21 protein-coding genes and 2 pseudogenes are annotated in these 22,834 nt (G+C 34.3%); 20 read left to right on the top strand and 3 right to left on the bottom strand.

Annotated features, from left to right (window positions below):
• Positions 1-125: 125 nt before the first annotated feature.
• From H280_RS0102445 to nfsA, 5 genes are all read left to right on the top strand, one after another.
• The gene (locus tag H280_RS0102445; protein WP_020059525.1) at positions 126-1,478 is read left to right on the top strand and encodes an aspartate aminotransferase family protein; all 1,353 of its coding nucleotides are present in this window, start codon (positions 126-128) and stop codon (positions 1,476-1,478) included.
• A 189-nt stretch (positions 1,479-1,667) separates the two neighbouring features.
• On the top strand, positions 1,668-2,507 hold the full coding sequence (locus H280_RS0102440) for a MerR family transcriptional regulator (protein ID WP_020059524.1): 840 nt from the start codon (positions 1,668-1,670) through the stop codon (positions 2,505-2,507).
• A gap of 86 nt (positions 2,508-2,593) precedes the next feature.
• Positions 2,594-3,946: an MATE family efflux transporter gene (locus H280_RS0102435; RefSeq protein ID WP_020059523.1), complete on the top strand. Its 1,353-nt coding sequence runs from the start codon at positions 2,594-2,596 to the stop codon at positions 3,944-3,946.
• 164 nt (positions 3,947-4,110) lie between these two features.
• Positions 4,111-4,692, top strand: a complete 582-nt coding sequence (locus tag H280_RS0102430) for a YdcF family protein (RefSeq protein WP_020059522.1) — start codon at positions 4,111-4,113, stop codon at positions 4,690-4,692.
• A 62-nt stretch (positions 4,693-4,754) separates the two neighbouring features.
• The gene (gene nfsA, locus H280_RS0102425) at positions 4,755-5,489 is read left to right on the top strand and encodes an oxygen-insensitive NADPH nitroreductase (protein ID WP_020059521.1); all 735 of its coding nucleotides are present in this window, start codon (positions 4,755-4,757) and stop codon (positions 5,487-5,489) included.
• An 84-nt stretch (positions 5,490-5,573) separates the two neighbouring features.
• Here the strand turns inward: nfsA and H280_RS0102420 are convergent, their stop codons facing one another.
• A complete protein-coding gene (locus H280_RS0102420) occupies positions 5,574-6,176 on the bottom strand; it encodes an HD domain-containing protein (RefSeq protein WP_020059520.1) in 603 nt (200 codons plus the stop codon).
• Between the two features lie 344 nt (positions 6,177-6,520).
• Between H280_RS0102420 and H280_RS0102415 the strand changes: the two genes are divergently transcribed.
• The 8 genes and pseudogenes from H280_RS0102415 to H280_RS0102385 all read left to right on the top strand — a co-directional run bounded on the left by H280_RS0102415 (position 6,521) and on the right by H280_RS0102385 (position 14,593).
• Entirely contained in the window at positions 6,521-7,327 is an 807-nt protein-coding gene (locus H280_RS0102415) for a MotA/TolQ/ExbB proton channel family protein (RefSeq protein WP_020059519.1), read from the top strand.
• A gap of 16 nt (positions 7,328-7,343) precedes the next feature.
• Complete coding sequence (locus tag H280_RS0102410; protein ID WP_020059518.1) at positions 7,344-8,021, top strand: OmpA family protein; 678 nt, start codon at positions 7,344-7,346, stop codon at positions 8,019-8,021.
• A 183-nt stretch (positions 8,022-8,204) separates the two neighbouring features.
• Entirely contained in the window at positions 8,205-8,573 is a 369-nt protein-coding gene (locus tag H280_RS0102405; RefSeq protein WP_020059517.1) for a response regulator, read from the top strand.
• Between the two features lie 160 nt (positions 8,574-8,733).
• Positions 8,734-8,982, top strand: a pseudogene (locus tag H280_RS26890) (Hpt domain-containing protein); the annotation flags it as partial.
• A gap of 186 nt (positions 8,983-9,168) precedes the next feature.
• Positions 9,169-10,683 (top strand): annotated as a pseudogene (locus H280_RS0102400) (chemotaxis protein CheW); the annotation flags it as partial.
• A 345-nt stretch (positions 10,684-11,028) separates the two neighbouring features.
• Positions 11,029-12,609 (top strand): flagellar motor switch protein, encoded by a 1,581-nt coding sequence (locus H280_RS0102395; RefSeq protein WP_020059515.1) that lies wholly within the window; start codon positions 11,029-11,031, stop codon positions 12,607-12,609.
• Between the two features lie 29 nt (positions 12,610-12,638).
• Positions 12,639-13,790, top strand: coding sequence for a hypothetical protein (locus H280_RS0102390; RefSeq protein WP_020059514.1), 1,152 nt, complete (start codon positions 12,639-12,641; stop codon positions 13,788-13,790).
• An 83-nt stretch (positions 13,791-13,873) separates the two neighbouring features.
• Positions 13,874-14,593 carry a hypothetical protein gene (locus H280_RS0102385; protein WP_020059513.1) on the top strand — a complete coding sequence of 240 codons (720 nt, stop codon included), beginning with the start codon at positions 13,874-13,876 and terminating at the stop codon, positions 14,591-14,593.
• Between the two features lie 328 nt (positions 14,594-14,921).
• Here the strand turns inward: H280_RS0102385 and H280_RS0102380 are convergent, their stop codons facing one another.
• Positions 14,922-15,704: a CheR family methyltransferase gene (locus H280_RS0102380; RefSeq protein WP_028411072.1), complete on the bottom strand. Its 783-nt coding sequence runs from the start codon at positions 15,702-15,704 to the stop codon at positions 14,922-14,924.
• A 55-nt stretch (positions 15,705-15,759) separates the two neighbouring features.
• Positions 15,760-16,257 carry a hypothetical protein gene (locus H280_RS0102375; RefSeq protein ID WP_020059511.1) on the bottom strand — a complete coding sequence of 166 codons (498 nt, stop codon included), beginning with the start codon at positions 16,255-16,257 and terminating at the stop codon, positions 15,760-15,762.
• 133 nt (positions 16,258-16,390) lie between these two features.
• Here H280_RS0102375 and H280_RS0102370 point away from each other — a divergent pair, with 133 nt between their 5' ends.
• The 7 genes from H280_RS0102370 to H280_RS0102340 all read left to right on the top strand — a co-directional run bounded on the left by H280_RS0102370 (position 16,391) and on the right by H280_RS0102340 (position 22,271).
• On the top strand, positions 16,391-16,855 hold the full coding sequence (locus tag H280_RS0102370) for a YaaR family protein (RefSeq protein WP_020059510.1): 465 nt from the start codon (positions 16,391-16,393) through the stop codon (positions 16,853-16,855).
• 16 nt (positions 16,856-16,871) lie between these two features.
• Positions 16,872-17,324, top strand: coding sequence for a flagellar export chaperone FlgN (gene flgN, locus H280_RS0102365; protein ID WP_028411071.1), 453 nt, complete (start codon positions 16,872-16,874; stop codon positions 17,322-17,324).
• Between the two features lie 20 nt (positions 17,325-17,344).
• The gene (gene flgK, locus H280_RS0102360) at positions 17,345-18,691 is read left to right on the top strand and encodes a flagellar hook-associated protein FlgK (protein WP_020059508.1); all 1,347 of its coding nucleotides are present in this window, start codon (positions 17,345-17,347) and stop codon (positions 18,689-18,691) included.
• A gap of 313 nt (positions 18,692-19,004) precedes the next feature.
• Positions 19,005-19,868, top strand: a complete 864-nt coding sequence (locus H280_RS0102355) for a flagellar hook-associated protein 3 (protein WP_020059507.1) — start codon at positions 19,005-19,007, stop codon at positions 19,866-19,868.
• Positions 19,869-20,094: 226 nt separating this feature from the next.
• Positions 20,095-21,417, top strand: a complete 1,323-nt coding sequence (locus H280_RS0102350; RefSeq protein WP_020059506.1) for a flagellar hook-associated protein 2 — start codon at positions 20,095-20,097, stop codon at positions 21,415-21,417.
• A gap of 223 nt (positions 21,418-21,640) precedes the next feature.
• Positions 21,641-22,009, top strand: a complete 369-nt coding sequence (locus H280_RS0102345; RefSeq protein ID WP_020059505.1) for a flagellar export chaperone FliS — start codon at positions 21,641-21,643, stop codon at positions 22,007-22,009.
• The gene (locus H280_RS0102340) at positions 21,999-22,271 is read left to right on the top strand and encodes a hypothetical protein (RefSeq protein WP_020059504.1); all 273 of its coding nucleotides are present in this window, start codon (positions 21,999-22,001) and stop codon (positions 22,269-22,271) included. The genes H280_RS0102345 and H280_RS0102340 overlap by 11 nt, the downstream gene beginning before the upstream one ends.
• Positions 22,272-22,834 lie beyond the last annotated feature (563 nt).

Here is a 22,834-nt window from a genome sequence, read left to right as displayed (position 1 = left end):
TTTTTTATTAACTAGTAGGATTCACTGCATTTTTGTGGAATGAAAGTTTAGGAAGAGAAATATTGAAATCATCATGAAGCACCAAGCAGCTTAAAATATAAAAGTTGTCATGGAAGGTGGAATGTATGGTGAAAACGAAGCAATCTGGAGAATTATTAGCAAAAGATGAAAAATACGTATGGCATGGAATGCGTCCGTATAGTCCGAATAGTACAATGATTGGAATGAAAGCAGAGGGCTGCTGGGTGGAAGATAGTGAAGGAAAACGCTATTTAGATGGAATGAGCGGTCTTTGGTGTGTGAATAGTGGTTATGGAAGAAAAGAACTAGCTGATGCTGCTTATGAGCAGTTACAAAAACTTTCTTATTTTCCGATGTCACAATCACATGAGCCAGCAATTCGATTAGCAGAAAAATTAAATGAGTGGCTTGACGGGGAATACGTTATTTTCTTCTCTAACAGTGGATCAGAGGCAAATGAGACAGCATTTAAAATTGCTCGTCAATATTATGCATATAAAGGGGAACCGCAACGTTTTAAAGTTATGGCACGCTACCGCGGTTATCATGGAAATACGATGGCAGCAATGGCAGCAACGGGCCAAGCACAGCGGAAATATCAATATGAGCCGTTAGCAGCAGGCTTCTTACATGTGACGCCGCCAGACTGTTATCGCATGCCAGGAATTGAAGCAAAGGATATTTATGATGTGGAATGTGTAAAAGAAATTGATCGCGTGATGACGTGGGAATTGAGCGAAACGATAGCAGCATTTATTATGGAACCAATTATCACAGGCGGAGGTATTTTAATGCCGCCGCAAAATTATATGAAGGCTGTTCATGAAATGTGCAAAAAGCATGGAGCACTTCTTATTAGTGATGAGGTTATTTGTGGTTTTGGACGTACAGGGAAACCTTTTGGATTCATGCATTATGATGTAAAGCCAGATATTATTACGGCAGCAAAAGGAATTACAAGTGGATATTTACCGTTGTCCGTAACGGCAGTGAAAAAAGAGATCTATGAGGCATTTCAAGGGGCAGGAGAATACGAGTTTTTCCGGCATATTAATACATTTGGCGGAAATCCAGCAGCTTGTGCATTGGCACTTAAAAATTTAGAAATTATGGAGAGCGAAGGATTGATTAATCGTTCTGCTCAGATGGGATCTCTTCTATTAGAGAAATTAAAAGAAACGATTGGTGACCATCCATATGTAGGAGATATTCGCGGGAAGGGGTTACTCATTGGAATTGAACTTGTAAACGATAAAGCGACGAAAGAGCCAATTGATGGGGACAAAATCGCAAGTATTGTGAATGCTTGTAAAGAAAAAGGGTTACTTATTGGCCGTAACGGTATGACGACAGCTGGTTATAATAACATTTTAACATTAGCGCCGCCGCTTGTAATTTCTAACGAAGAAATTACGTTTGTTGTAGAAACAGTGGAAGCGGCGATGGGACGTATTTAATAAACGTTGAAAGCGAGCCAAAATGACAAGGCTCGCTTTTCAGTTTATTATTTATTATAAAGAGTACATATAGTATACTTGCTATTTTATAGAGAGCGAGAATAAAGCGAAACTGTTATGAACGAGGTAAAGGGACAATATAAAAAGTGTGATTAGGTTAATGAATTTGAAACGAACGGAGAAATAAATATGTTATTAAATCAACGTTTTACAATTGGAGAAATGGCGAAAATGCATAATATTCCTGAATCGACATTGCGGTACTATGATGAAAAAGGAATCTTTCATCCAGCGATTGTTGATTCACAAACAAATTATCGCTACTATACAATCGATCAATTTTCAATGTTGGATACGATTAAGTTTTTACGGCAGCTAAATATACCGCTAAAAGAAATTAAACGATATATAGATGAAAGAACACCAGCTTTTGCGCTGGATTTATTAGAGAAACAGGAAGAGATGTTACTGAAAAAACAAAAGGAAATTGAATATACGTTAGCCAAAATAAAGCATAAAATTCATTTAATGAAAGAAGCTGTACAAACAGATGCAGATACGGTGTTTTTTAAAAAAATACCAAAGCGGAAAATTACAGCTCTTCCTATCACTTTAAATGGAACAAATGTAACGGATGATATGTTTGAATATTATATTCATTCACTTCAAAAAAATATGAAACAAACAGATGAAAGTTTATTTTCAGGTGACATCGGTGTTACCGTAGCAAAAGATGCATTGTTACAACATGATTTCCAAGCATACAATAGTGTATTTATTCTCCTTGATTACATGCCGTTTCAAGCTACTACTTTTAATGTGATTGAAGAAGGGACGTATGCGTGTGCGTATCATCATGGACCATACGAAGAAACTGGTAAGACTTATAAGAGGCTACTACTAGCTATTGAGAAGGATGGGTATGAAATATGTGGTGACGCAATTGAACTCACTTTAATTGATTGGTCTGTAACGAGTAATCAAGAGGAGCAAGTGACAGAAATTCAAATCCCTGTGGTAAAAAAGTGAAATTTTAATTTTTTACTTCTCTCTTGACCTTCAAGTTACTTGAAGGTTTACAATGTGAACAGAGAGTCGTAAAGGAGAATTTTATAATGGAAACAACTGAGCATTTAAGAGAAAAACCAATTAAAAGTTTATTTATTTCTTATTTAATTCCGGCTGTACTTGGAATGGTACTGATGTCGGTAAATATTATGATTGATGCAGTTATGGTAAGCCGTGGTGTCGGAGCGAACGGGTTGGCAGGAGTAAACGTTGCTGTTCCTGCATTTTCTATCTTTTTCTCCATTTCACTATGGATTGGAATGGGCGGAGCTACGTTGTATTCTATCGCTTTAGGAGAAAATAAAATAGAGCGAGCGCGTTCTATTTTCACACAATCGATGACAATAGCTGTTGTGATTGTTGGTATGTTAATGATGATTTGTTTATGGAAAATAGAAGAGATAGCATACTTATTTGGTGCAAATGATGTAATTTTACCGTATTCATTAGATTATTTACACGTATTATTCACATTTGGAATGATATATGTGTTAGAAAATGTATTGAGTACATTTATACGGAATGATGGAAATCCCAATTTAGCTATGGCCGGTCTGATTATAACGGCGGTATTAAACATTGTATTTAATTATATCTTTATCTTCATTTTAGGATGGGGTGTAACTGGATCAGCATCTGCTACGATTTTATCTGCAGCAATCGGATTTCTGGTGTTACTAAGTCATTTCTTTAGAAAAAACAGTATTTTAAAATGGTCGAAATTACATTTAGAATGGTCGACTGTAAAGCAAATTATGATTATTGGATTTCCGAGTTTCACGACAGAGGTTACGGTGGCAATTGTAACAATTGCTTTTAATAATACTTTTATTCAGTACGTTGGTGAGCAAGGCGTTGCATCATATGCGATGATAAACAGTATTCACGCTATGACGTTACTTTTATTCTTTGGCGTTGGGGCAGCACTGCAACCGATCGCGAGCTTCCATTATGGTGCAAACTTAACGGAAAGGTTGAAACAAGGGCTACAGATTGCGGTGAAAACAGCCGTTGTACTTGGTGTTATCGCAACACTGATTGGTGTATTGTTTGGGAAATATCTTATCGATTTATTTGACGTTCAATCTGAAGAATTATTAAATATGACGGTAATAGGGATTAGCTTATTCTTCACGCAATACGTATTTTTAGGTTATAACATCGTGTACGGAGAATATTTTCAATCTGTAAGAAAAACAAAAAAAGCTGTTTTAATTATTTTAAGCCGCGGGTTGTTGCTTATCATCCCTCTTCTGTGGGTGATGCCAAAATTATTTGGTGTAAATGGAATATGGCTTGTAATGCCTGTTGCGGAGCTATTAACAGCGTGCGCTGTATTTGTGATGAATCATTTTTCACATCCAGTTTCTATACGCGTGTTGGAAGAAAAACATATATAGTGATGAAGTCCCCTTAACTGTTAAGGGGATTTTTTCTTGTTATATAGGGAGTCGTACAAATATTACTTTTAAAGGGTAAACTATCTTCAAATGGAAAATAAAGCTATACAAGTAATGGGAAGAATATTATGATGAAAAAAATGGGAAATAGGAGAATTTATAGGATGTTAAAAAGAAAGAGATTTAAAAAGTATTGTTTTATTTTCATTATAATTACTGCAGTTTATATGAGTTTTTTACAATATATTATTTATAAGCATGGTCATATGGAAGCACCAAATGATGCAGATTATATGATTGTACTTGGTGCTCGCGTGAAAGGAACAAAACCTTCTTATTCATTGCAATATCGTATTGATAAAGCAGCTGAATATTTAAAAACACATTCACAAACAACTGTAATTGTGTCTGGGGGGAAAGGAAAAGGAGAGGATATTTCCGAAGCTTTGGCTATGAAACGTGGATTGATGGAAGAGGGAATTCAGGAAGAGCGAATTACAATGGAAGATCGTTCAACGAATACAGATGAGAACATAAAATTCTCAAAATCTCTTATTCCACAAAATAAGAAGAAGGGAATCATTGTAACGAATGATTTTCATATGTACCGTGCAAAAAAAATTGCTGAAAAACAGGGTTTGCAGCTAGAGGGATTGTCAGCAAGAACACCAAAGCCTATTATCATTCAATCTAATGTTAGAGAGTATGTAGCAATTACGAAGTATTGGCTGATGAATCAAATATAATGAGAAATCTTGCAAAAAATGTGATAATTATTGAGTATTCAGATTACAGGGGGTAGGATATTGTGAATGAAATAATACATACAATGGAACAACACGTATCAGTACGAAAATATAAGAAAGAGCCCATTCCAAAGAATATAATTGAAAGAATGATTGGAGCAGCACAGCATGCAGCATCATCACATTTTGTGCAAGCCTATTCAGTTGTATATGTAACAGATGAAATGCTGAAAGAGCAATTAGCAGAGCTATCTGGAAATCGTCACGTGAAAAGTTGCGCGGCATTCTTTGTTTGCTGTGCGGATTTAAAGCGGTTAGAAGTTGCGTGTGAGAAGCATGGAACAGAAATTAAATCTGATACTACAGAAAATTTCATTGTGGCAACGGTAGATGTGTCTCTCTTTGCTCAAAATTTAGCGCTTGCCGCTGAATCTCTTGGATATGGTATTTGTTATATTGGGGGAATTCGTAACAACCCAGAACAAGTAAGTGAATTACTACATTTGCCGGATAACGTGTACCCAGTCTTTGGAATGACAGTTGGTGTACCAGATGAAAAGCATGGGGTAAAACCACGCCTACCAGTTGGAGCGATCCTACATGAAAACGCATATGATGAAGAGAAATATAGCGAACTACTAGATGAATATGATTGTACGACTAATGAATATTATAAGGAAAGATTGACAAATCAAAAGGATGTAACATGGACGGGATCAATGAGTACGTTTATGTCACAGGAAAAACGCCTACATATGAAAGAGTTTTTGATTAAAAAGGGATTTAATCAAAAATAATGTAGAAAAAGCAAATCTGTTCAAACAGGTTTGCTTTTTTGCATGATGAAAAAAAGGTCTTTAAAATATTTATTGTACAAGTTTTTACTGCTTACAAGCCTCAACATCAATCCCAGCAGCAACTAATTTTTGTTCGCCTTCTTTTTCAATAATTTTTTGCAGCTTTGATAAGAAAGAATCAAAATCTGTATGCTGGGCAACTTGGAATGTCATTTTATGTTCAATTGGAAGCCACGTATCGATATCTGCTTCATTATGCTGAATTTTCACTTCTAGTTTGTCGAGAGCATTTGCTACTTTTGCTTCATACGTTTCTTTTTCTTCAAACTCCATCCATAGTTCATATAATTCTTCCCCAAGTGGACCTGGCAGTGTATGTTTAATATTTCGGATTGCTTGTTGTTCGTTTTCTTGTTTTTTTCGTTGTAATTCCTCACTATTCATCGTATCGAATGCAGGGATATCACCAGCTTCAGCTTCGACTAAATCGTGAATAATGACCATCTTAAGCAACTTTTCGATATTCACTTTTTTATCTAAATAAGGTTGGACGAGGATAGCCATGAGCGACATCCGCCATGTATGCTCTGCTACACTCTCTTGACGGCCGTTAGAAAGCCAACTGTGCCGCATTTCATATTTTAGTTTTTCTGCTAGTGCAATTACTTTTAAGATATTATATTCCATATTAATTCGCCTCCGTATATTTTAATCTTAATAAGAAAGTAGAATGTGTCAATTTTATGCATACATTGTTATATATGGATTTAAAAAGTATAATAGAGAAGTATGGAAGAGGCAATATATATCCAACTTGACTTTCCAACATACTAGTCGCTTCTATGACAGGCAAAAAGTAACCTGTTACTTTAACATCGCATGTAGCAGAAATAGGTACTGACCGCTTCTACTCATGGCCAGACGCTCTCGCCCACCGAAAAAAAAACGGGTTTTTATGTTAGTTTTTCAATTTGCATCTATATATAAATGAAGTTGTTATTCTCATAGAAAATGAAGGGGAGGATAGTGATATGAAAATTGTCCGAAAACAAAGAACAAGAAGATTTGATATTTCCAGTCCATTTGGTATAATAATTGGATTTGTACTTATTGCTGGCGCTATTATGCTCGAGGGAGGCGGGGTGAAAGGATTTAAAAATTTTCTAGACATTTCTTCAATTTTTATCGTATTAGGTGGAACAATCGCAACTGTTATTGTTGCATATCGTTTCAGTGAGATCAAAAAACACACAAAAAGTATTTTTTATGTGTTAAATAGAAAAGAAGATAATTTGGAACAATTAGCCGATTTATTCGTCGATTTTTCAAAAAAATCAAAAAAGCATGGACTGCTATCATTAGAGGAAGATGGAGAAAAAATTGATAATCCCTTTATTCAAAAAGGCATTCGTTTAATGCTTAGTGGGTACGATGAAGAAGAGTTGAAAGAAGTGCTAGAACGCGACATTGAGACAGAAATAAATGAATTGAAAAAGGGCGCTATATTACTTGATAAAGTTGGTGATTTTGCGCCATCTTGGGGAATGATTGGGACGTTAATTGGACTTATTCTTATGCTGCAAAACTTACAAGATACTTCAAAAATTGGTACTGGTATGGCAGTGGCGATGTTAACGACACTATACGGTTCTGTTCTTGCAAACTTAGTGTTTATACCACTCGCGGAAAAAATGTATCGTGGTATTGAAGATATATATTTTGAAAAGAAATTTGTTATTGAAGCCATTTCAGAACTATATTGCGGTCAAATTCCTTCTAAACTAAAATTAAAACTTGATGCATTTGTTTATGAAAATAAGGTGAAAAAAGTAGCTTAGTTTTAGGGGTGGTATAATGATAAAAAGACTACAAAAAGGCTCGCCAAGATGGATGACGACTTTTACAGATTTAACGATGCTATTGCTTACCTTTTTTGTATTATTAGTTGCGACATCAAAAACAGATGTAGGGAAATTCTCGAAAATGCTAGAAACATTTAATAATGAGAATGAGAAAGAACAGGTAGTCCAAAACACAATACCTGATATTTCACATGATAAAAATAAAGAAAAGATAAATTCAAAAAAAACGTTAGATGAGTTGTATAAAAAGTTAAGTGCGTATGTAACAAATCAAGGTATTAGAGACGTCAATGTGTATCGAGAAGATACAGGTGTAAGTATTGTTATTGTTGATAACTTATTGTTTGATACGGGAGATGCTGTAATTAAGGAAGAAGCAAGAGGAATTGTAGGTCAGTTAGTTGGATTCTTTCAATCTATTCCAAATCCAATTGTTGTAGAAGGTCATACGGATAATAGACCAATTCATAACGAGAAATTTCCCTCTAATTGGGAGCTATCATCTGCACGTGCTGCAAATATGATCCATTTACTAATAGAAGACTATGGAGTTACACCATCACGTTTAGCGGCAGTTGGGTATGCGGATACGAAACCAGTTGCTGAAAACGACTCTCCAAATAATTGGCAAAAAAACCGCCGTGTTGTAATTTACATTAAAGAGTTGTAATATTATGTAGTAAAATGTTCTATTTTTATTCTTATTTTCGTGTAATTTTAAAAAAAAATATAAAAATATGAGCATTCTAAAAAAAAATATTTAAAATGTGTCGTTATTTTTTGTATAATGAATTAGAAATAAGGACATTTAATATTAAGATATCTTTATAAATAGAAGGAGAGAATTATTAACATGGCACACAAAATTTTAGTGGTAGATGATGCAGTATTTATGAGAACGATGATTAAAAATTTATTACAAAGTAATTCTGATTTTGAAATAATTGGTGAGGCGGAAAATGGAATTGAAGCAATTCAAAAATATAAAGAGTTGCAACCAGACATCGTAACACTTGATATTACAATGCCAGAAATGGATGGATTAGAGGCGTTAAAGGAAATTATCAAAATTGACGCAAATGCCAAGGTTGTTATTTGTTCTGCTATGGGACAACAAGGTATGGTATTAGATGCAATTAAAAGTGGAGCAAAAGATTTTATTGTGAAACCGTTCCAAGCTGATCGTGTTATTGAAGCATTAACAAAAGTAGTAACAAGTTAACATACATACCAATTAGGAGGTACCAATGAACACATAAGTGTAGGACTGTATATGTAAGGGAAAGGGTACCTCCTTTTTGTATCCTTTCTATTAGTTTATGAACCATTAAATTGTTATACATGAATAATAGGTTTACAGGACGGACAGGTAGGGGATTGATATGCAAACAGACTTATTAAGCATTTTTTTTGAAGAGTCAGAAGAACATTTACAGGCGTTAAATGAAAATGTGCTCACATTAGAACAAAATCCAGAAGATATGGAAGTTGTCAGTGAGATTTTCCGTTCTGCTCATACGTTTAAAGGGATGTCAGCTAGTATGGGATTTACAGAGATGGCAGATTTAACGCATAAAATGGAAAACGTATTAGACGAAATTCGTCATGGTAATATAGCGGTAAATGCAGATATTATTGATGTCATCTTTGAATGTATTGATAATTTAGAGAAAATGGTTGCAGATGTACAACAAGGTGGTATGGGGAATATTCATGTCGCTAGTACAAAGCAAAAATTAGAAGCATTGCTTCATGCTGAGCAAGCTGTAGAACAGATAGAAAATGAAGAAAATTCAGATGATGTGATGTATGCTGTGCATATTTCTGTTCAGCAGCAGGCAATGTTAAAAGCAGTACGAGCAATTATGTGTATAGAAGCATTGCAAAACATTGGGGAAATTACAAAAACAGTACCAACTGTAGAGGAAATTGAATTAGACGTCTTTGATTTTGAATTCACTGTGCATATAAAAACCAAATCTAGTGAAGATGAAATTCAACAAGCTGTACGTAGTGTATCTGAAATTGAGCACGTAGAAATCAATAAATTAGAGGTACAAAAAGAAGAAAAGCAATCCGTCTTAAAAAGTGAAAAACAGTTAGCGACTTCGCAACAATCACCAGTAAAGGAATCTACTAAGTCACAAGCAAAAAATAAGAATGTAAAAGTTGAAAACCGTTCGATACGTGTGCAATTAGAAAAAATTGAGCGTTTAATGAATATGTTTGAAGAAAGTGTTATTGAACGCGGAAGAATTGATGAATTGGCGGAAGCGATTCAAAACAAAGAATTAATTGAACATTTGAACCGATTGGGAGATATTTCAAAGGACATCCAAAATGTTTTATTAAATATGCGTATGGTTCCAATTGAAACAGCTTTTAATCGTTTTCCACGTATGGTTCGTATGGTTGCAAAAGATCTTGGTAAGAAAATAGATTTGCAAATTACTGGTGAAGAAACCGAAGTTGATAAGATTGTTATCGATGAAATTGGAGACCCGCTTGTACATATTATCCGTAATGCAATCGACCATGGTATTGAAACCGTTGATGTAAGACGTAGTGTAGGAAAGAGTGAAACAGGAACAATTAAACTTGCGGCATTTCATAGTGGTAATCATGTTGTCATTCAAATTTCTGATGATGGTAATGGTATTAATAAAGGAAGAGTCTTGAAAAAGGCGATTCAAAACGGTGTTGTGACAGAAGCAGAAGCAAGTAAGCTAACAGATCGTGAAGTGTACGATCTTATTCTTGCACCGGGATTTAGTACAGCGGAAGTTGTTTCTGATTTATCCGGCCGCGGTGTAGGGCTAGATGTTGTGAAACATACAATTAGTAGTTTGGGAGGACATGTAATCATTGAATCAGAAGAAGGAAAAGGAAGTAAGTTCCGTATTGAGCTTCCATTAACACTTTCCATTATTCAATCTATGCTCGTTCAAACAAATGAAACACGTTATGCCGTACCACTTGGAAATATCGTTGAAGCAATTCGTGTGAAAAAAGAAGATATTCAAACACTGCAAGGAAAAGATGTTTTGAATTATCGTGATCAAATTATTGAAGTAAAGCATTTAAGTGTTATTTTCGGCGAGAAGACATTAGAAGAAGCTTTAGACGCGTATGAGGGACAAATGGTTCCAGTGTTAATTGTTCGTAATTCACATCGTAGTTATGGATTGTTTGTAAATATGATTATTGGTCAAAGGGAAATTGTACTAAAATCGCTAGGAGACTTTTTTGCTGACAGCGTAACATATTTTTCAGGTGCAACGATTCTCGGTGACGGACGGGTAGTCCTTATTGTAAACCCAGAAGGTTTATAATACGAATCAACTCCTCAACAGACATAGTTGGGGAGTTTTAGGTTAATACCTTATTCATAGGCAGTAAGTTTAATAACCTAATTTTTAGAGGAATTAAAGAAGAGAGAACATTATTTAAAATGTATGAATCAATGAAAGGTTTTATTAATAGAAATAGAGCCCCCTCCATTAACGGGAGTTTCAATTTGTATATTCGTTGTTTTTGTAATAATTTTTTAAAAATGTATGAAATATAGTTGTTTTCTTTTGAAATTTTGTATTTAATCTTATATAAGTATAAAAATATTGAAATGTAACAATTTTTTTATTGATATAAAGAAAGAACGATATGAGGGGGTTTAACAAATGTCTGAACAGCATAGACAAGGAGAAAGTGATACTCTTGTACTAGAGAAAGATCACTCCCATTTATTAACACAACAAGAGCGTGATATTCTTGGAGAAATTGCCAATATATCATTTGGATCAGCTTCTACGATATTATCTACTTTATTAAATCGTCAAGTAAGTATTACTGCGCCTCACGTAGAAGTAGTTGAATTATACGATGCAAGAGATGTTGAAGTTCCACACGTTGTATTAAATATTCACTTTATAAAAGGGCTTGAAATGGAAAACTTGCTTGTTATTAAGCAAGATGTTGCTTTAGCAATTGCTGACCTAATGATGATGGGCTCAGGCCAGGTTGACGCTAATAAAGAACTTTCTGAATTAGAGTTAAGTGCTGTTAAAGAAGCGATGAATCAAATGATGGGCTTTGCAGCAACTTCTATGTCGGAGTTCTTTAAAGATGCCGTTGACATGTCTCCTCCAACAATTCAAGTTGTAACACTTCAGGATGAAATTAAGAAAATTTCTGATCTTGATAATAGCAGGGCAATCATTAAAATTGCATTTGATTTGAAAATTGATGATTTAGTCAATTCGAAGCTTGTACAGATTGTTACGATAGAGAGTGCAAAGGGAATGATCAACAAGCTTCTACAAGTATCAGGGAATATGGAGGAGAAAGATAATCCTTCAACAATAGAAGTATTGAACCAACAAGAGCAAGATGCACTTGGAGAGATTGCGAATATATCTATTGGATCAGCTTCTACTGTATTGTCGACTTTGCTAAATCAACCTGTATCAATTAGCATACCAAAGGTTGAAATTATTAATGCGCATCATTATGATAGAGAATCTCTTCCTTTTGTTATTATAAATGTAGATTTTATTCAAGGCTTACAGCATGAAAATATGTTTATATTTTCAAAAGAGGTTGCCTTAACAATGCTAGATTTAATGATGATGGGCAATGGCGAGATTGATTTAGAACAAGATTTAACTGATTTAGAATTAAGTGGTGTGAAAGAAATTATGAACCAAATGATGGGGCATGCAGCAACAGCAATGTCCGAGGTGTTTGGAGAGAAAATGGATATTTCAACGCCAAGAGTTAAATTTGTCACTCTTCAAGAAGAAATGGAAAGTATGAGTGCAGCTAGTATGACAGATGAACTCGCTCAAATTACGTTTCAAATTGAAGTTGGCGATTTACTAGATTTGAAAATGTATCAAATCTTACCAATACCAAAGGCAAAGGGAATAGTAAAGCGCCTAATTCCTCAAGAGGTAAACGAAGTAGAAGTTAAGAAGCAAGAAGCAACTACAGTGGAATCTTTACAGCGACAAAATTATGCTTCTACTACAAATCTAGAAGAGGGTATATTACAAAATGTAGAAGTGGATTTAAAGTTTGTATTTGGTAATACAATGAAAACAATCGAAGATATTTTGGGTTTACATGAAAGTGAAACAGTAGTATTAGATGAGGGTATCGAAGAACCAATTCAAATTTATGCGAATAATGTGTTAATTGCTTATGGAGAACTTGTAAATGTAGACGGCTTTTTTGGTGTTAAAGTAATTAAATCACTATAAACTCATCATATAGGAGTTTGAAATTAAACATGAAAAATATGAGGAATATTCTCAGCGGCTGGATCGTCTTACAACTGCTCATTCATTTTCCTTTACATGGAAAAGCGGAAGTGATTGAGCAAATTCCTGCTGTCAAACAGGATAATCATACACTGGTGAAAGAATACAGTGTAAACACAGAGATAGGATACGTTACTGTAAATACAAAAAAAGCTATTGTTGGAGAAACAATTCATATTGCGATTAAACCAAAAGAATTAGGTGGACAAGCATTAATAGGTTGGCTTCGATTGTTGAAAACAGAAAAACAAGTAGAACAGGAACGCCAGTTGACTTTTACATATGACGCAGAGAAGCAACTATGGACGACGAATTATACAGTTACTCCGTATGATTTAGAAGGAGACTGGCAGCTTGCTCTCCTTATGAATGGTGATAGAGAACCTGTAGAGCAGAAAGTTGATCTTGTTCATATTGAAAATAAAGAGCCTCTTCTTGATAAAGCAGGACCAAAGGTAGAAGAATTTTTGATTCAGGATCATCTAGAGAATGCATTTGAAATGAAGAAAGGTGAATCGCTAAATATTCGCGTTAAGGCAAAGGATGTAGAATCATCTGTTAAACAAGTTGTGATTCGTCTAAAAGATAAAGAAACGAATTTTGCTGTCCCGCTCCAATATGAGAAAAAAGAAGGTATCTGGATAGGGAAATATGAAATTTCTGATGGAATCCCCGCCGGAACCTATAAAGCTATAATTGAATTGATCGATGGAGCTGGGAATAAAAGTTTCATGGAAAGTAAGTATGTCATTTCAGTTGTAGCTGAAAGCAAGAAAGAAGAAATAACGAATCCACCGAAAGACAAAGTGGAGGAGCAAGGGAAGAAAGAAGAAGGGAAAGCTGTAACTCCTTCGAAAGAGGCAATTATTACAATAACAGAACCGATAAAATCAGTAGCACAAAATCAGGATGAGGTGACTTCTGACCAAGGTGTGACAATGAAATCGAAAGAAGAATTAAATACACCAAATGATGAAGAAGCAGCTGAACAACAGAAAAAACATGTTGATGAAAAAAAGAAACAGCAGACTGGAGTACAGTCATCGGATTTATTCGCTATTATATCTGGAGGATTTTTATTATTCTTTATATTTAAAAGTAATAAAGAATGGGGCTTATAAAGTAAAACTACCATCGGTGAGGGAGCATTTCTCATTGATGGTAGTTTTACTAAAGAGACATAATGAGAAAAGGGGGCATGTATATGGAAATCAATCGAGTTACAATGGGACAGAAAACGCTTGAACCATTACAACAGCCTTCAAGTTTTACTGAAAAGGAAGTAACCATAGGACAACAAAAATATACAGTATCGTTTGCGATTGACCATCACCTTGTTACAAAAGGAGATCAAATCGGAATTCTATTATCAAGTGTACAAGATGGAGAAGTTGCTCTTGGCAACATCTCAAATGAATTAAAGTCAGTCTTACAATTGCTGCAGCAGTTATCGATAGTGTTAGAAGAGAAAGATGGACAAAGCGAGCAAATGTATCAAGAAATTTTAAATAAAGTGCAGGAGCTTGTGAAACATGTCCATGTTCGCCAAATACCTTTATTAGATGGCACATATGACTTTATTGAATTACCAATCCCTTTTCTACCGCATGGAAAACAAGTGACGATCCCTTTGCTAGATGTAACAGCCCTTGTTCATATGTTAAGGCAAGACCCATCTAAAATAGATATGGTTATTCAAGTGATAACAAATTACATTGCAAAAGTTCCTAATGAAAGTACAGTTGTTGATGCATCGTCTATTTTTTCGAAAGAACGTGATGTTAGTATGTGGCGAGCGTTAGCTGAAATGAGTATGACACAGTTTCAGCAGCAGGTGAAGCAATTAGTAGGGCAGCATAAATGGTCTATTACAGGCTTTTTCTTGGTTGTCTGGCTAATATGCATATATATAAATACAACTTGATTTTTTAACACATAGATTGTTGCTATGTAGAATACAACATGCCCGCTACTGTCCTGCTCCTTTTATTTAAAACTTGGCATGTGGTAGAAAAGGCTCTGACCGCTCCAATGCGAGGCCAGACGCTCTCGCCCTCCCCTAAAAGAGGAGGTTTTATGTCAGGTTTTCAATTTGGATTCATATATATTATGTATGGATAAGTATAAGTGACTCTAAAGTGAAACCATGAGTATAGTAGTGTCTATTGACCACAAATGTAAGCTTTGCCGATTGGCTTTAATAAAAAACAGGTTGCTATTCAATAATGAAAGCAACCTGTTTTTTATTAAAATTATATTTTTTCATAGAAGAAAGTATCAAATCGTTGTAAGTTATAACGCTCTGGAGTTAAAATTTGTTCCGTACTACCGACAAATAACACCCCGCCTTTTTTGAGTGAGCGGCTAAATTTTTCGTATATTTTTGTTCGTGCTTCCTCTGTAAAATAAATCATAACATTTCGACAAATAATTAAATCAAAATTTATATCGAATGGTTGTACTAATAAATCGTGTTGCTTAAATGTAACTTGCTGCTTTATATCAGGATGAACGCTATATTGATCATTTATTTGCGTAAAATATGTATGTTTTACAGTGCTTGGAACTTCTTTTAAAGAACGGCTAGAATAAGTTCCTTGTTTTGCTTTTTCTAAAATATTCAAATCAAGGTCAGTTGCATGAATTTCAAATCGATATTTTGGTAAAATGTTTGAAAGAATCATTGATAATGTATAAGGCTCTTCACCTGCAGCGCAAGCAGCACTCCACATTTTTAATTTATTTTGATTTTGTTGAATAAGTTTCGGTAATACTTTTGATTCAAGAGCATCCCATCTTTCACGATTTCGGTAAAATTCAGATACGTTTATTGTTAAGTGATCGATGAACTCAGCGAATAGGGAAGAATCGCGTTGTAATTCATGTAGGAAGTTTGTATAACTTGAATATCCTTTTCGTGTAATAAAAGATTCGATTCTTCTTTTCATTCTATCTTGTTTATATAAAGAAATATCGGTACTGAAATATTGTTTAAATTGTTTAATGAAATAATTATAGTCCTGTTCTAAGCTCATTATAATAATAGGCACAATATACAATATTGTGCCTCCTCCTTATTTAATTATTATTTTACATCATGCGAATCTTTTGGTCGAAATTTTTGTTGTCTTCTTTATCTTGCAGACCAGGTAAATCAAAAATAACAGCATTTTTTCTTGCTTCTTTTGCAATATCTATCGGTATGACAGCTGTATGTTTGTCACCGTTATAAAAACAAAACACTAAATCGGACTCTTTGACAATTTGTTTTACAAAAAACACGTATTCTGAGCGATAAATTGCTTCGTTTGGATGATTGAAAGAAAAGAATTGTGCTCCTTGAACTTTTAAATATGCTACAATGTCTTGAAATTCATCTGATAATACATGTAAAGGTTGTAATGTATATATCGATAAATTAGGAGCAAGCTGCTCATTCTCAACAAAAAAGCGAAGGACTTCACTTTCAATTGATTTGTAGCATAACACATAGATTCGATGTTTATAAGCATATTCAGATAAAAAGTTTTTTATTTCCGCTTGATCTAATGTTGTTAATTGATTGGAACCACAAAGGAATATATTCATAGAATCTGCCACCTCATCGTAAATTGTAACATAGATTGTGCAAAAAATAACTGCAAATTATCGTTGAACAAGTTATAATTATAAATAAATAGATTTTACAATAAAACGATAAAGATTAAATAGGTGATGTATTATGTTACGTTTTGTACCAACCAGTCCGATTTTATCCCATATGCCAACCCAGTTACCAACAGCAAGTAATGCGAAAGAAACAATGCGTCCATCTTTTTCGGAGAAATTACAAGCTGATCCAAAAAATGAAAAATTGCTTGAACAAATCGAGGCACTTGTTGATAACATCGGCGAAATAAAAGAAAAGATTGAACAAGAATTAACAGTTGATAATATTATGGAATACAGAAGTACAGTAAAGTCATTTTTGAATTTCTATGTAGATAATTTGATGCAGTATAAAGATGTATTATCACGTCATCCACGCTACGGTTATTCGCAAAAAATGACGGTTATAAAGCAAGTGGAAAATGGATTGAATGATTTAGAAGATGTTATGAATTTAGTAAATACAAAAACTGGACACTTAGAAATATTAAATCAGATTGGAGAAATCCACGGTTTAATTGTTAATTTGGTGTTGTAGAAGGAGGGAGGACATGATGTACCAAAATCTATATGAACAACTTACGGAAATTAAAGATACGTATGAACATATCGGAGCACTCGGAGAACAAATTTATGAGCATCTGCAACAAAAAAAATTAGCAGATGTGCAATCTTTGCATACGAGGCAGCTTCAATATATTGAACAAGTTAAACAATTGACACATCGTTTTCAAGAAACGATAAGTATGTATTGCAAAGAAAAAGGGATAGAGACAACGAAAGTTCATTTTTTATTTTCTTATTTTTCTAATGAAGAAATTAAAAAAATAGAAGAATTACAAAAAAACATGATAGAATTAGAAGAGCACATTAAAATGGTACTTTTAAAAAATCAATATTACTTAAACGTACTATTAAAAACTACAGAAAGTATTGTGGATTCTGTTTCTGAATTTAATCTTGAAAGAAACCATAATTCACAAATTTTCATGAATGAACTATTGTAGATAAGGGAGAAGTGAAAAACATGAAATTAACGGATTACAATACGTCCTTGTCTGGGATGTTAGCAGCACAACTAGGTCTTCAGACAACAAGACAAAATCTTACTAATATGCGAACACCGGGTTATGTTCGTCAAGTAGTAAATTACAGCGCTGTTGGGGGAAGTCGAGGAGACACACCTGAACAACGCATTGGTTACGGTGTAAAGACAGTAAGTATAGATCGTGTAACGGATGAAGTGAAGACACGTCAATATAATGAGCAATTATCACAATTCTCATATCATTCTTATATGAATTCGATATTATCACGAGTAGAAACAGTGGTAGGATCTCCAAACAAAAATTCATTATCAAGTTTAATGGATCAATTTTATAACTCGTTTCGTGAAGTGGCAAAAAATCCAGAGCAACCTAACTATTATAATATGTTAGTCGCTAATACAAATAAATTTACGAATCAGTTAAATAGAATCGCAAAGAATTTCGAAGAAGTAGAAGCACAGGCAGGGGAAGAAGCAGCGCAACATGTGAAAGCATTCAATCGACTGGCTGATAGTTTAGCGGAGACAAATTGGAAAATTGGTCAAGCTGGAGAACATGTACCGAATCAATTACTGGATGAGCGAGATAAAATTGTTAGTGAAATGTCACAATATGCAAATATTGACGTCTCAAGTGAATCTATTAATCCTAATATAGTAAGTGTAAGAATTAACGGAGTATTACTTGTAAGCGGTCAAGATATCATTGGAGATCAAAGAACACAAAAAAACATAGGGAATGGACAAACCGTTTATCCGCTAGACTTAATTAAAAATAATAATACAATGTCTGTCAAAGTTTTAGGTACGGACGTTCAATTACAGGGCGGTACGATTCAAGCAGCGCTAGATGCGAAAAAAACAATTACAGGATATAAAGAAGACTTAAATAACTTAATGATGGCGCTAAAAGGCGAAATAAATGGTGTTATGCAGAAAGATTTCTTTGGTGGAATTGATGCGAAGGGGATGCGAATCAATCCTGATTTTGAAGCAGATGTTACCAAAATGAAGATTTCTGTCGATACAGCAAATGCATTGGCTGCAGTTGGTGATCGCCAGTATGCTGTTGGACTTACTTACAAGCAAACGTTAGATAAACAGATTGTACAAGTTGCATCGGATACGAATGCGTTTGAGGCATATAAAACGATTCATGGGGATCTGTTAAATGGAATTGAGCAAGAAAAAGCAAGTTTAGAAGGCGTAAATATGGATGAAGAAATGGTCAATTTGATGGCCTATCAAAAATATTTTGTCGCGAATTCAAAGGCAATTACTACATTAAATGAAGTTTTTGATAGTTTATTTTCAATTATTAGATAAATAGTGCTATTAACAATGAGAGAACATTAGTTCAATCAGTGTTATAGAATAAATAAAGCTCATGTAGAAGACTATATAAATACGATTGAAACACCGACATAAAAACTCCTTTTTTAAGTGGACGAGAGCATCTGGCCGTGCATAAAAGCGGTCAGTGCCTTTTCCTGCCGCATGCAAAGTTTAAAACAAAAGGAGAAAGCGAGTGCGGGATACGTTTTGTTCTGTATAGCAGCGATTTATATGTTGGAGAATGAAAATAGATTTATATAAAAAGTATATCTACGAAATTGAGTAAGAGTGAGAGGGAGATTTTATGAGAGTATCAACGTTTCAAAATGTGAATTGGGCCCAAAGTGAATTAATGCGTCTAAATACTCAGCAAATGTATCATCGTAATCAAGTGACATCTGGTAAAAAGAATATTCGAATGAGTGAAGATCCACTCGCGGCAAGTAAATCATTTGCAATTCAACATTCTTTAGCAAACATTGAGCAAATGCAAAAAGATTTAGCAGATTCAAAAAGTGTTTTAAAACAAACAGAAAGTTCGTTACAAGGTGTTTATAAATCGTTATCACGAGTAAATGATCTTACGATTCAAGCGTTAAATGGGACAAATGGTCCAAAAGAATTGCAAGCGACTGGAGCGGAAGTAGATCAATTATTAAAACAGGTTGTGTATTTGGCAAATACACAAGAAAACGGACGTTATATATTTGGAGGAGAAGTTACAACCCAGCCTCCGTTTGCTGCTGATGGGGCATACCGTGGTGGAAATCAAGATGTGAAGTGGACACTAAATGATGGGTATACAGTACCAGTGTTTCGAAATGGGAAAGATTTATTAACTCCAACGATCGAAACGTTAGTAAAAATAAAAGATGCAATGCAAACTGGCAATCAACAAGCGTTAGAAACATTAAAGCAAGAGAATAAAGATAATTTAGATAAGGTTTTGGGTCGTACAACAGAGGTCGGTGCGACGCTGAATACGTTAAATGCATTTGAAACAATTTTAAATGAGCACAATTTAGCGTTAAGTGAAAATCGCAAAGAAATTGAGGATGTTGATTTAGCAGTAGCTATATCTGATTTATCGTACATTAATGCAACGTATGAAGCGACCTTAAAAGCAGTAAGTACAATGAGTAAAATTAGTATTTTAGATTATATGTAAAAAATATATGTATATAAGTTAAAAAGCGACATAAAATCCCTTTCTTTTTTATAGGAGGACGAGAGTATCTGGCCGTACATAGGAGCGGTCAGGGCCTTTTCCTGCCACATACCAAAGTTTAAAACAAAGGGAGTAAGCAAGTGCAGGTTATGACGTATTCTGCACAGCAGAGACTTTTATGTTGAAACATTAAAACGGATTTATATAGAATGAGGAGTGGAATAGTATGGCAGGAACGATAAGTAATATTGGGGGAAAACAGCAAATTTGGAATACAGGGAGTAATCTTATAAACGTAAAAGATCTTGTAGATTTAGAATTACAGGCATTAGAGGCAAAGAAATCGCCTTATAATAGTTCAAAACAGAGTTTAGTAGACGAAAAAAATGTATATGCTAGTGTAAAGAAAGAGTTTAATGATTTTGTAACAGCCTTTACAAATTTGTCATCATTTAAAGGAAATGAAAAGAAAACAAGTACATCTAAAGATGGATTTATCACTGCGGAAGCAGATGGGTCTGCGTTCGCAGGGACATATAATATTACTGTTCAAAAATTAGCGCAAAGACATCAAATCACAAGTGTGAAAGATATAAATATAAACGATCAAATTGGTCAAGCTGGTATTTTTAACATTAATGGTAAACCATTAGAAGTTAAAGTTGATATGACATATAAAGATTTAATTAATAAGATGAATAATGGCGGTTATGGTGTATCTGCCTATACATTAGGGACTAAAATGTTTGTAACATCTGCAAAAGCAGGAACAGACGGGGAAATTAAATTAGCAGAAGGGGGTGGAAATATATTACAAACTATAGGTTTGTTTAATGCATCTAATCAAATTGCTCATGAAGAAACACCACCTCAAGATGCCGAATATACGATTAATGGCATTACACAGACAAGTAAATCTAATACAGTTAATGCACTTCCAGGTGTAACGATTAAGTTAGAAAAAGAAACATCAGAACCAATTAAGCTAACGGTTGAAGATTCTAATATAAACGCTGCTATGGATGCAATAAAAAAAATGACGACAGAATATAATAAGGCTGTTTCAAAATTGGATTTATTTGCAGGTAAGGACGGGATTTTACAAGGAAGCAGTGTAGGATTTTCGTTGCAAAATGCAATGACGAGTATGTTTTCCTATTCTAAGGGGAATCAATATGTATCCTCTTTTGGTATTCAAGTTGAGAAGGATGGAAATGTGAAACTTGATGAAGAAAAATTAAAGACGGCATTTAGAGAAAATCCAGATACAGTAAATGCTTTTTTCTTTGGCTTTAATGGCCTTGGACACGAGATAGAGAAAAAACTAGATGGCATATTCGGTGTTAAGTCATTCATGACGGAACGAACTAAAAGTATTGATAAAGAAATTCGTGATTTAGATAGTAAAATTAAAGATATCGATTCTCTTAATAAAATGAAACAGGAAGCAATTGTTGGTAAATATTCAAAATTAGAACAGCAATTAGCTATGCTTGATATGCAGTTAAAACAAATGAAAGCAATGACAAAACAAAAGAGTGATGATTAAGGAAAGTGTATAAATACAAATTGAAAAACCAACCTAAAAGTTCCTTTCTTTTTAAAAGGATGAGAGCATCTGACCATACGTAGAAGCGGGGGTCAGGGCCTTTTCCTGCCATAGCAAGGATAAAACAAAAGAAGAAAGCGAGTAGGGGGCATTTTTTAGTCTGCATAGTCCCGGCTTATATGTTGGAAAATCAAAATGGATTTATATAGAAGGAGTTAATGGTATGCAAGCGTGGCAGCGATATATGCAACATAACATTATGACAAGTAATCCAATTAAAAATACAATTTTTATTTATGAAAGATGTATTGTAGAATTTCGAAAATTAGAAGAACTACTAAATAAATTTCAGTTTGAACAAGCTGATGAAGTAGTAGACAAATTGGATCGTATTTTTGATGAATTAAAGTTACAGTTGAATCCAGACATTAGTAAAGATTTATATGACAGTTTATATTCGCTATACGATTGGATTAGTCAGCAAATTGGAATGATGAAAATGACACGTACAGTTACAAATATGGATGGAATTGTACAAGTGTTGCAAGATTTAATTGAAGGATATCGTGGAGTGTTAGCGGATGAACAATAAAGCGTATGAAAAATTTGTGAGCTGTTTTAATGATACCTACGATGTGATTGTATCAGAAGAGGAATTAAAAACACGAATGGCAGAATTTAATACGTGGTTTTCAACATTAGAGGAATCAATGAATGATCAAATCGCTAATGAAGTTATTCCGCTTATTACGAAGGCAGCAGAAAAAATTCGTCATAATCAGCACTTATTAGAAGAAATGATTATGGTAAATGATAGCAGAATGAAAGCAAATTCGTATTACGGTAAGTATTGAAAGTCTTGTATATAAAGGAAGAGCGATCGTATTCGAAAGGATCATCGCTTTTTCTTTTGTTATATTTGTAAAGTTGTATTTATATAGAAATACAGTTTGAAAAAACGGCATAAAAAACCTTTTTTATGGGAGGATGAGAGCATCTGGCCATACGTAGAAGCAGTCAGAGCTTTTTTCTGCCACATGTGAGGTTGAAAACAAAGAGAGAAAGCAAGTAGCGATTATTTTTTCTGTATAGCAGCAACTTATATATGTATATAAGTTAAAAATCGACATACCCCCCTTTCTTTTTTATGGGAGGAGACGAGAGCATTTAGCCATAGATATATAAATGCAAATTGAAAAACTAACATAAAAACCCTTTTCTTTTTCGAGGGGCGAGAGCAACTGGCCATGCATAGAGGCGGTCAGTTCCTTTTCTTGCCACGTGCAAAGTTTAAAACAAAGATAGAAAGCGAGTAGCGGCCATGTTTTGTTCTGCATAGCAGCGACTTAGATGTTAAAAAGTCAACTTGTATTTATATAGTAGCGGTCAAGGCTTTTTCCACCCTGTGCGCGGTTTA

It is taken from the genome of Bacillus sp. 123MFChir2, from assembly GCF_000383235.1.
Classification (GTDB): Bacteria; Bacillota; Bacilli; order Bacillales; family Bacillaceae_G; genus Bacillus_A.
Note: the sequence above shows the minus strand (reverse complement) of the source record. Positions and strands in the feature narration are given on the sequence as shown.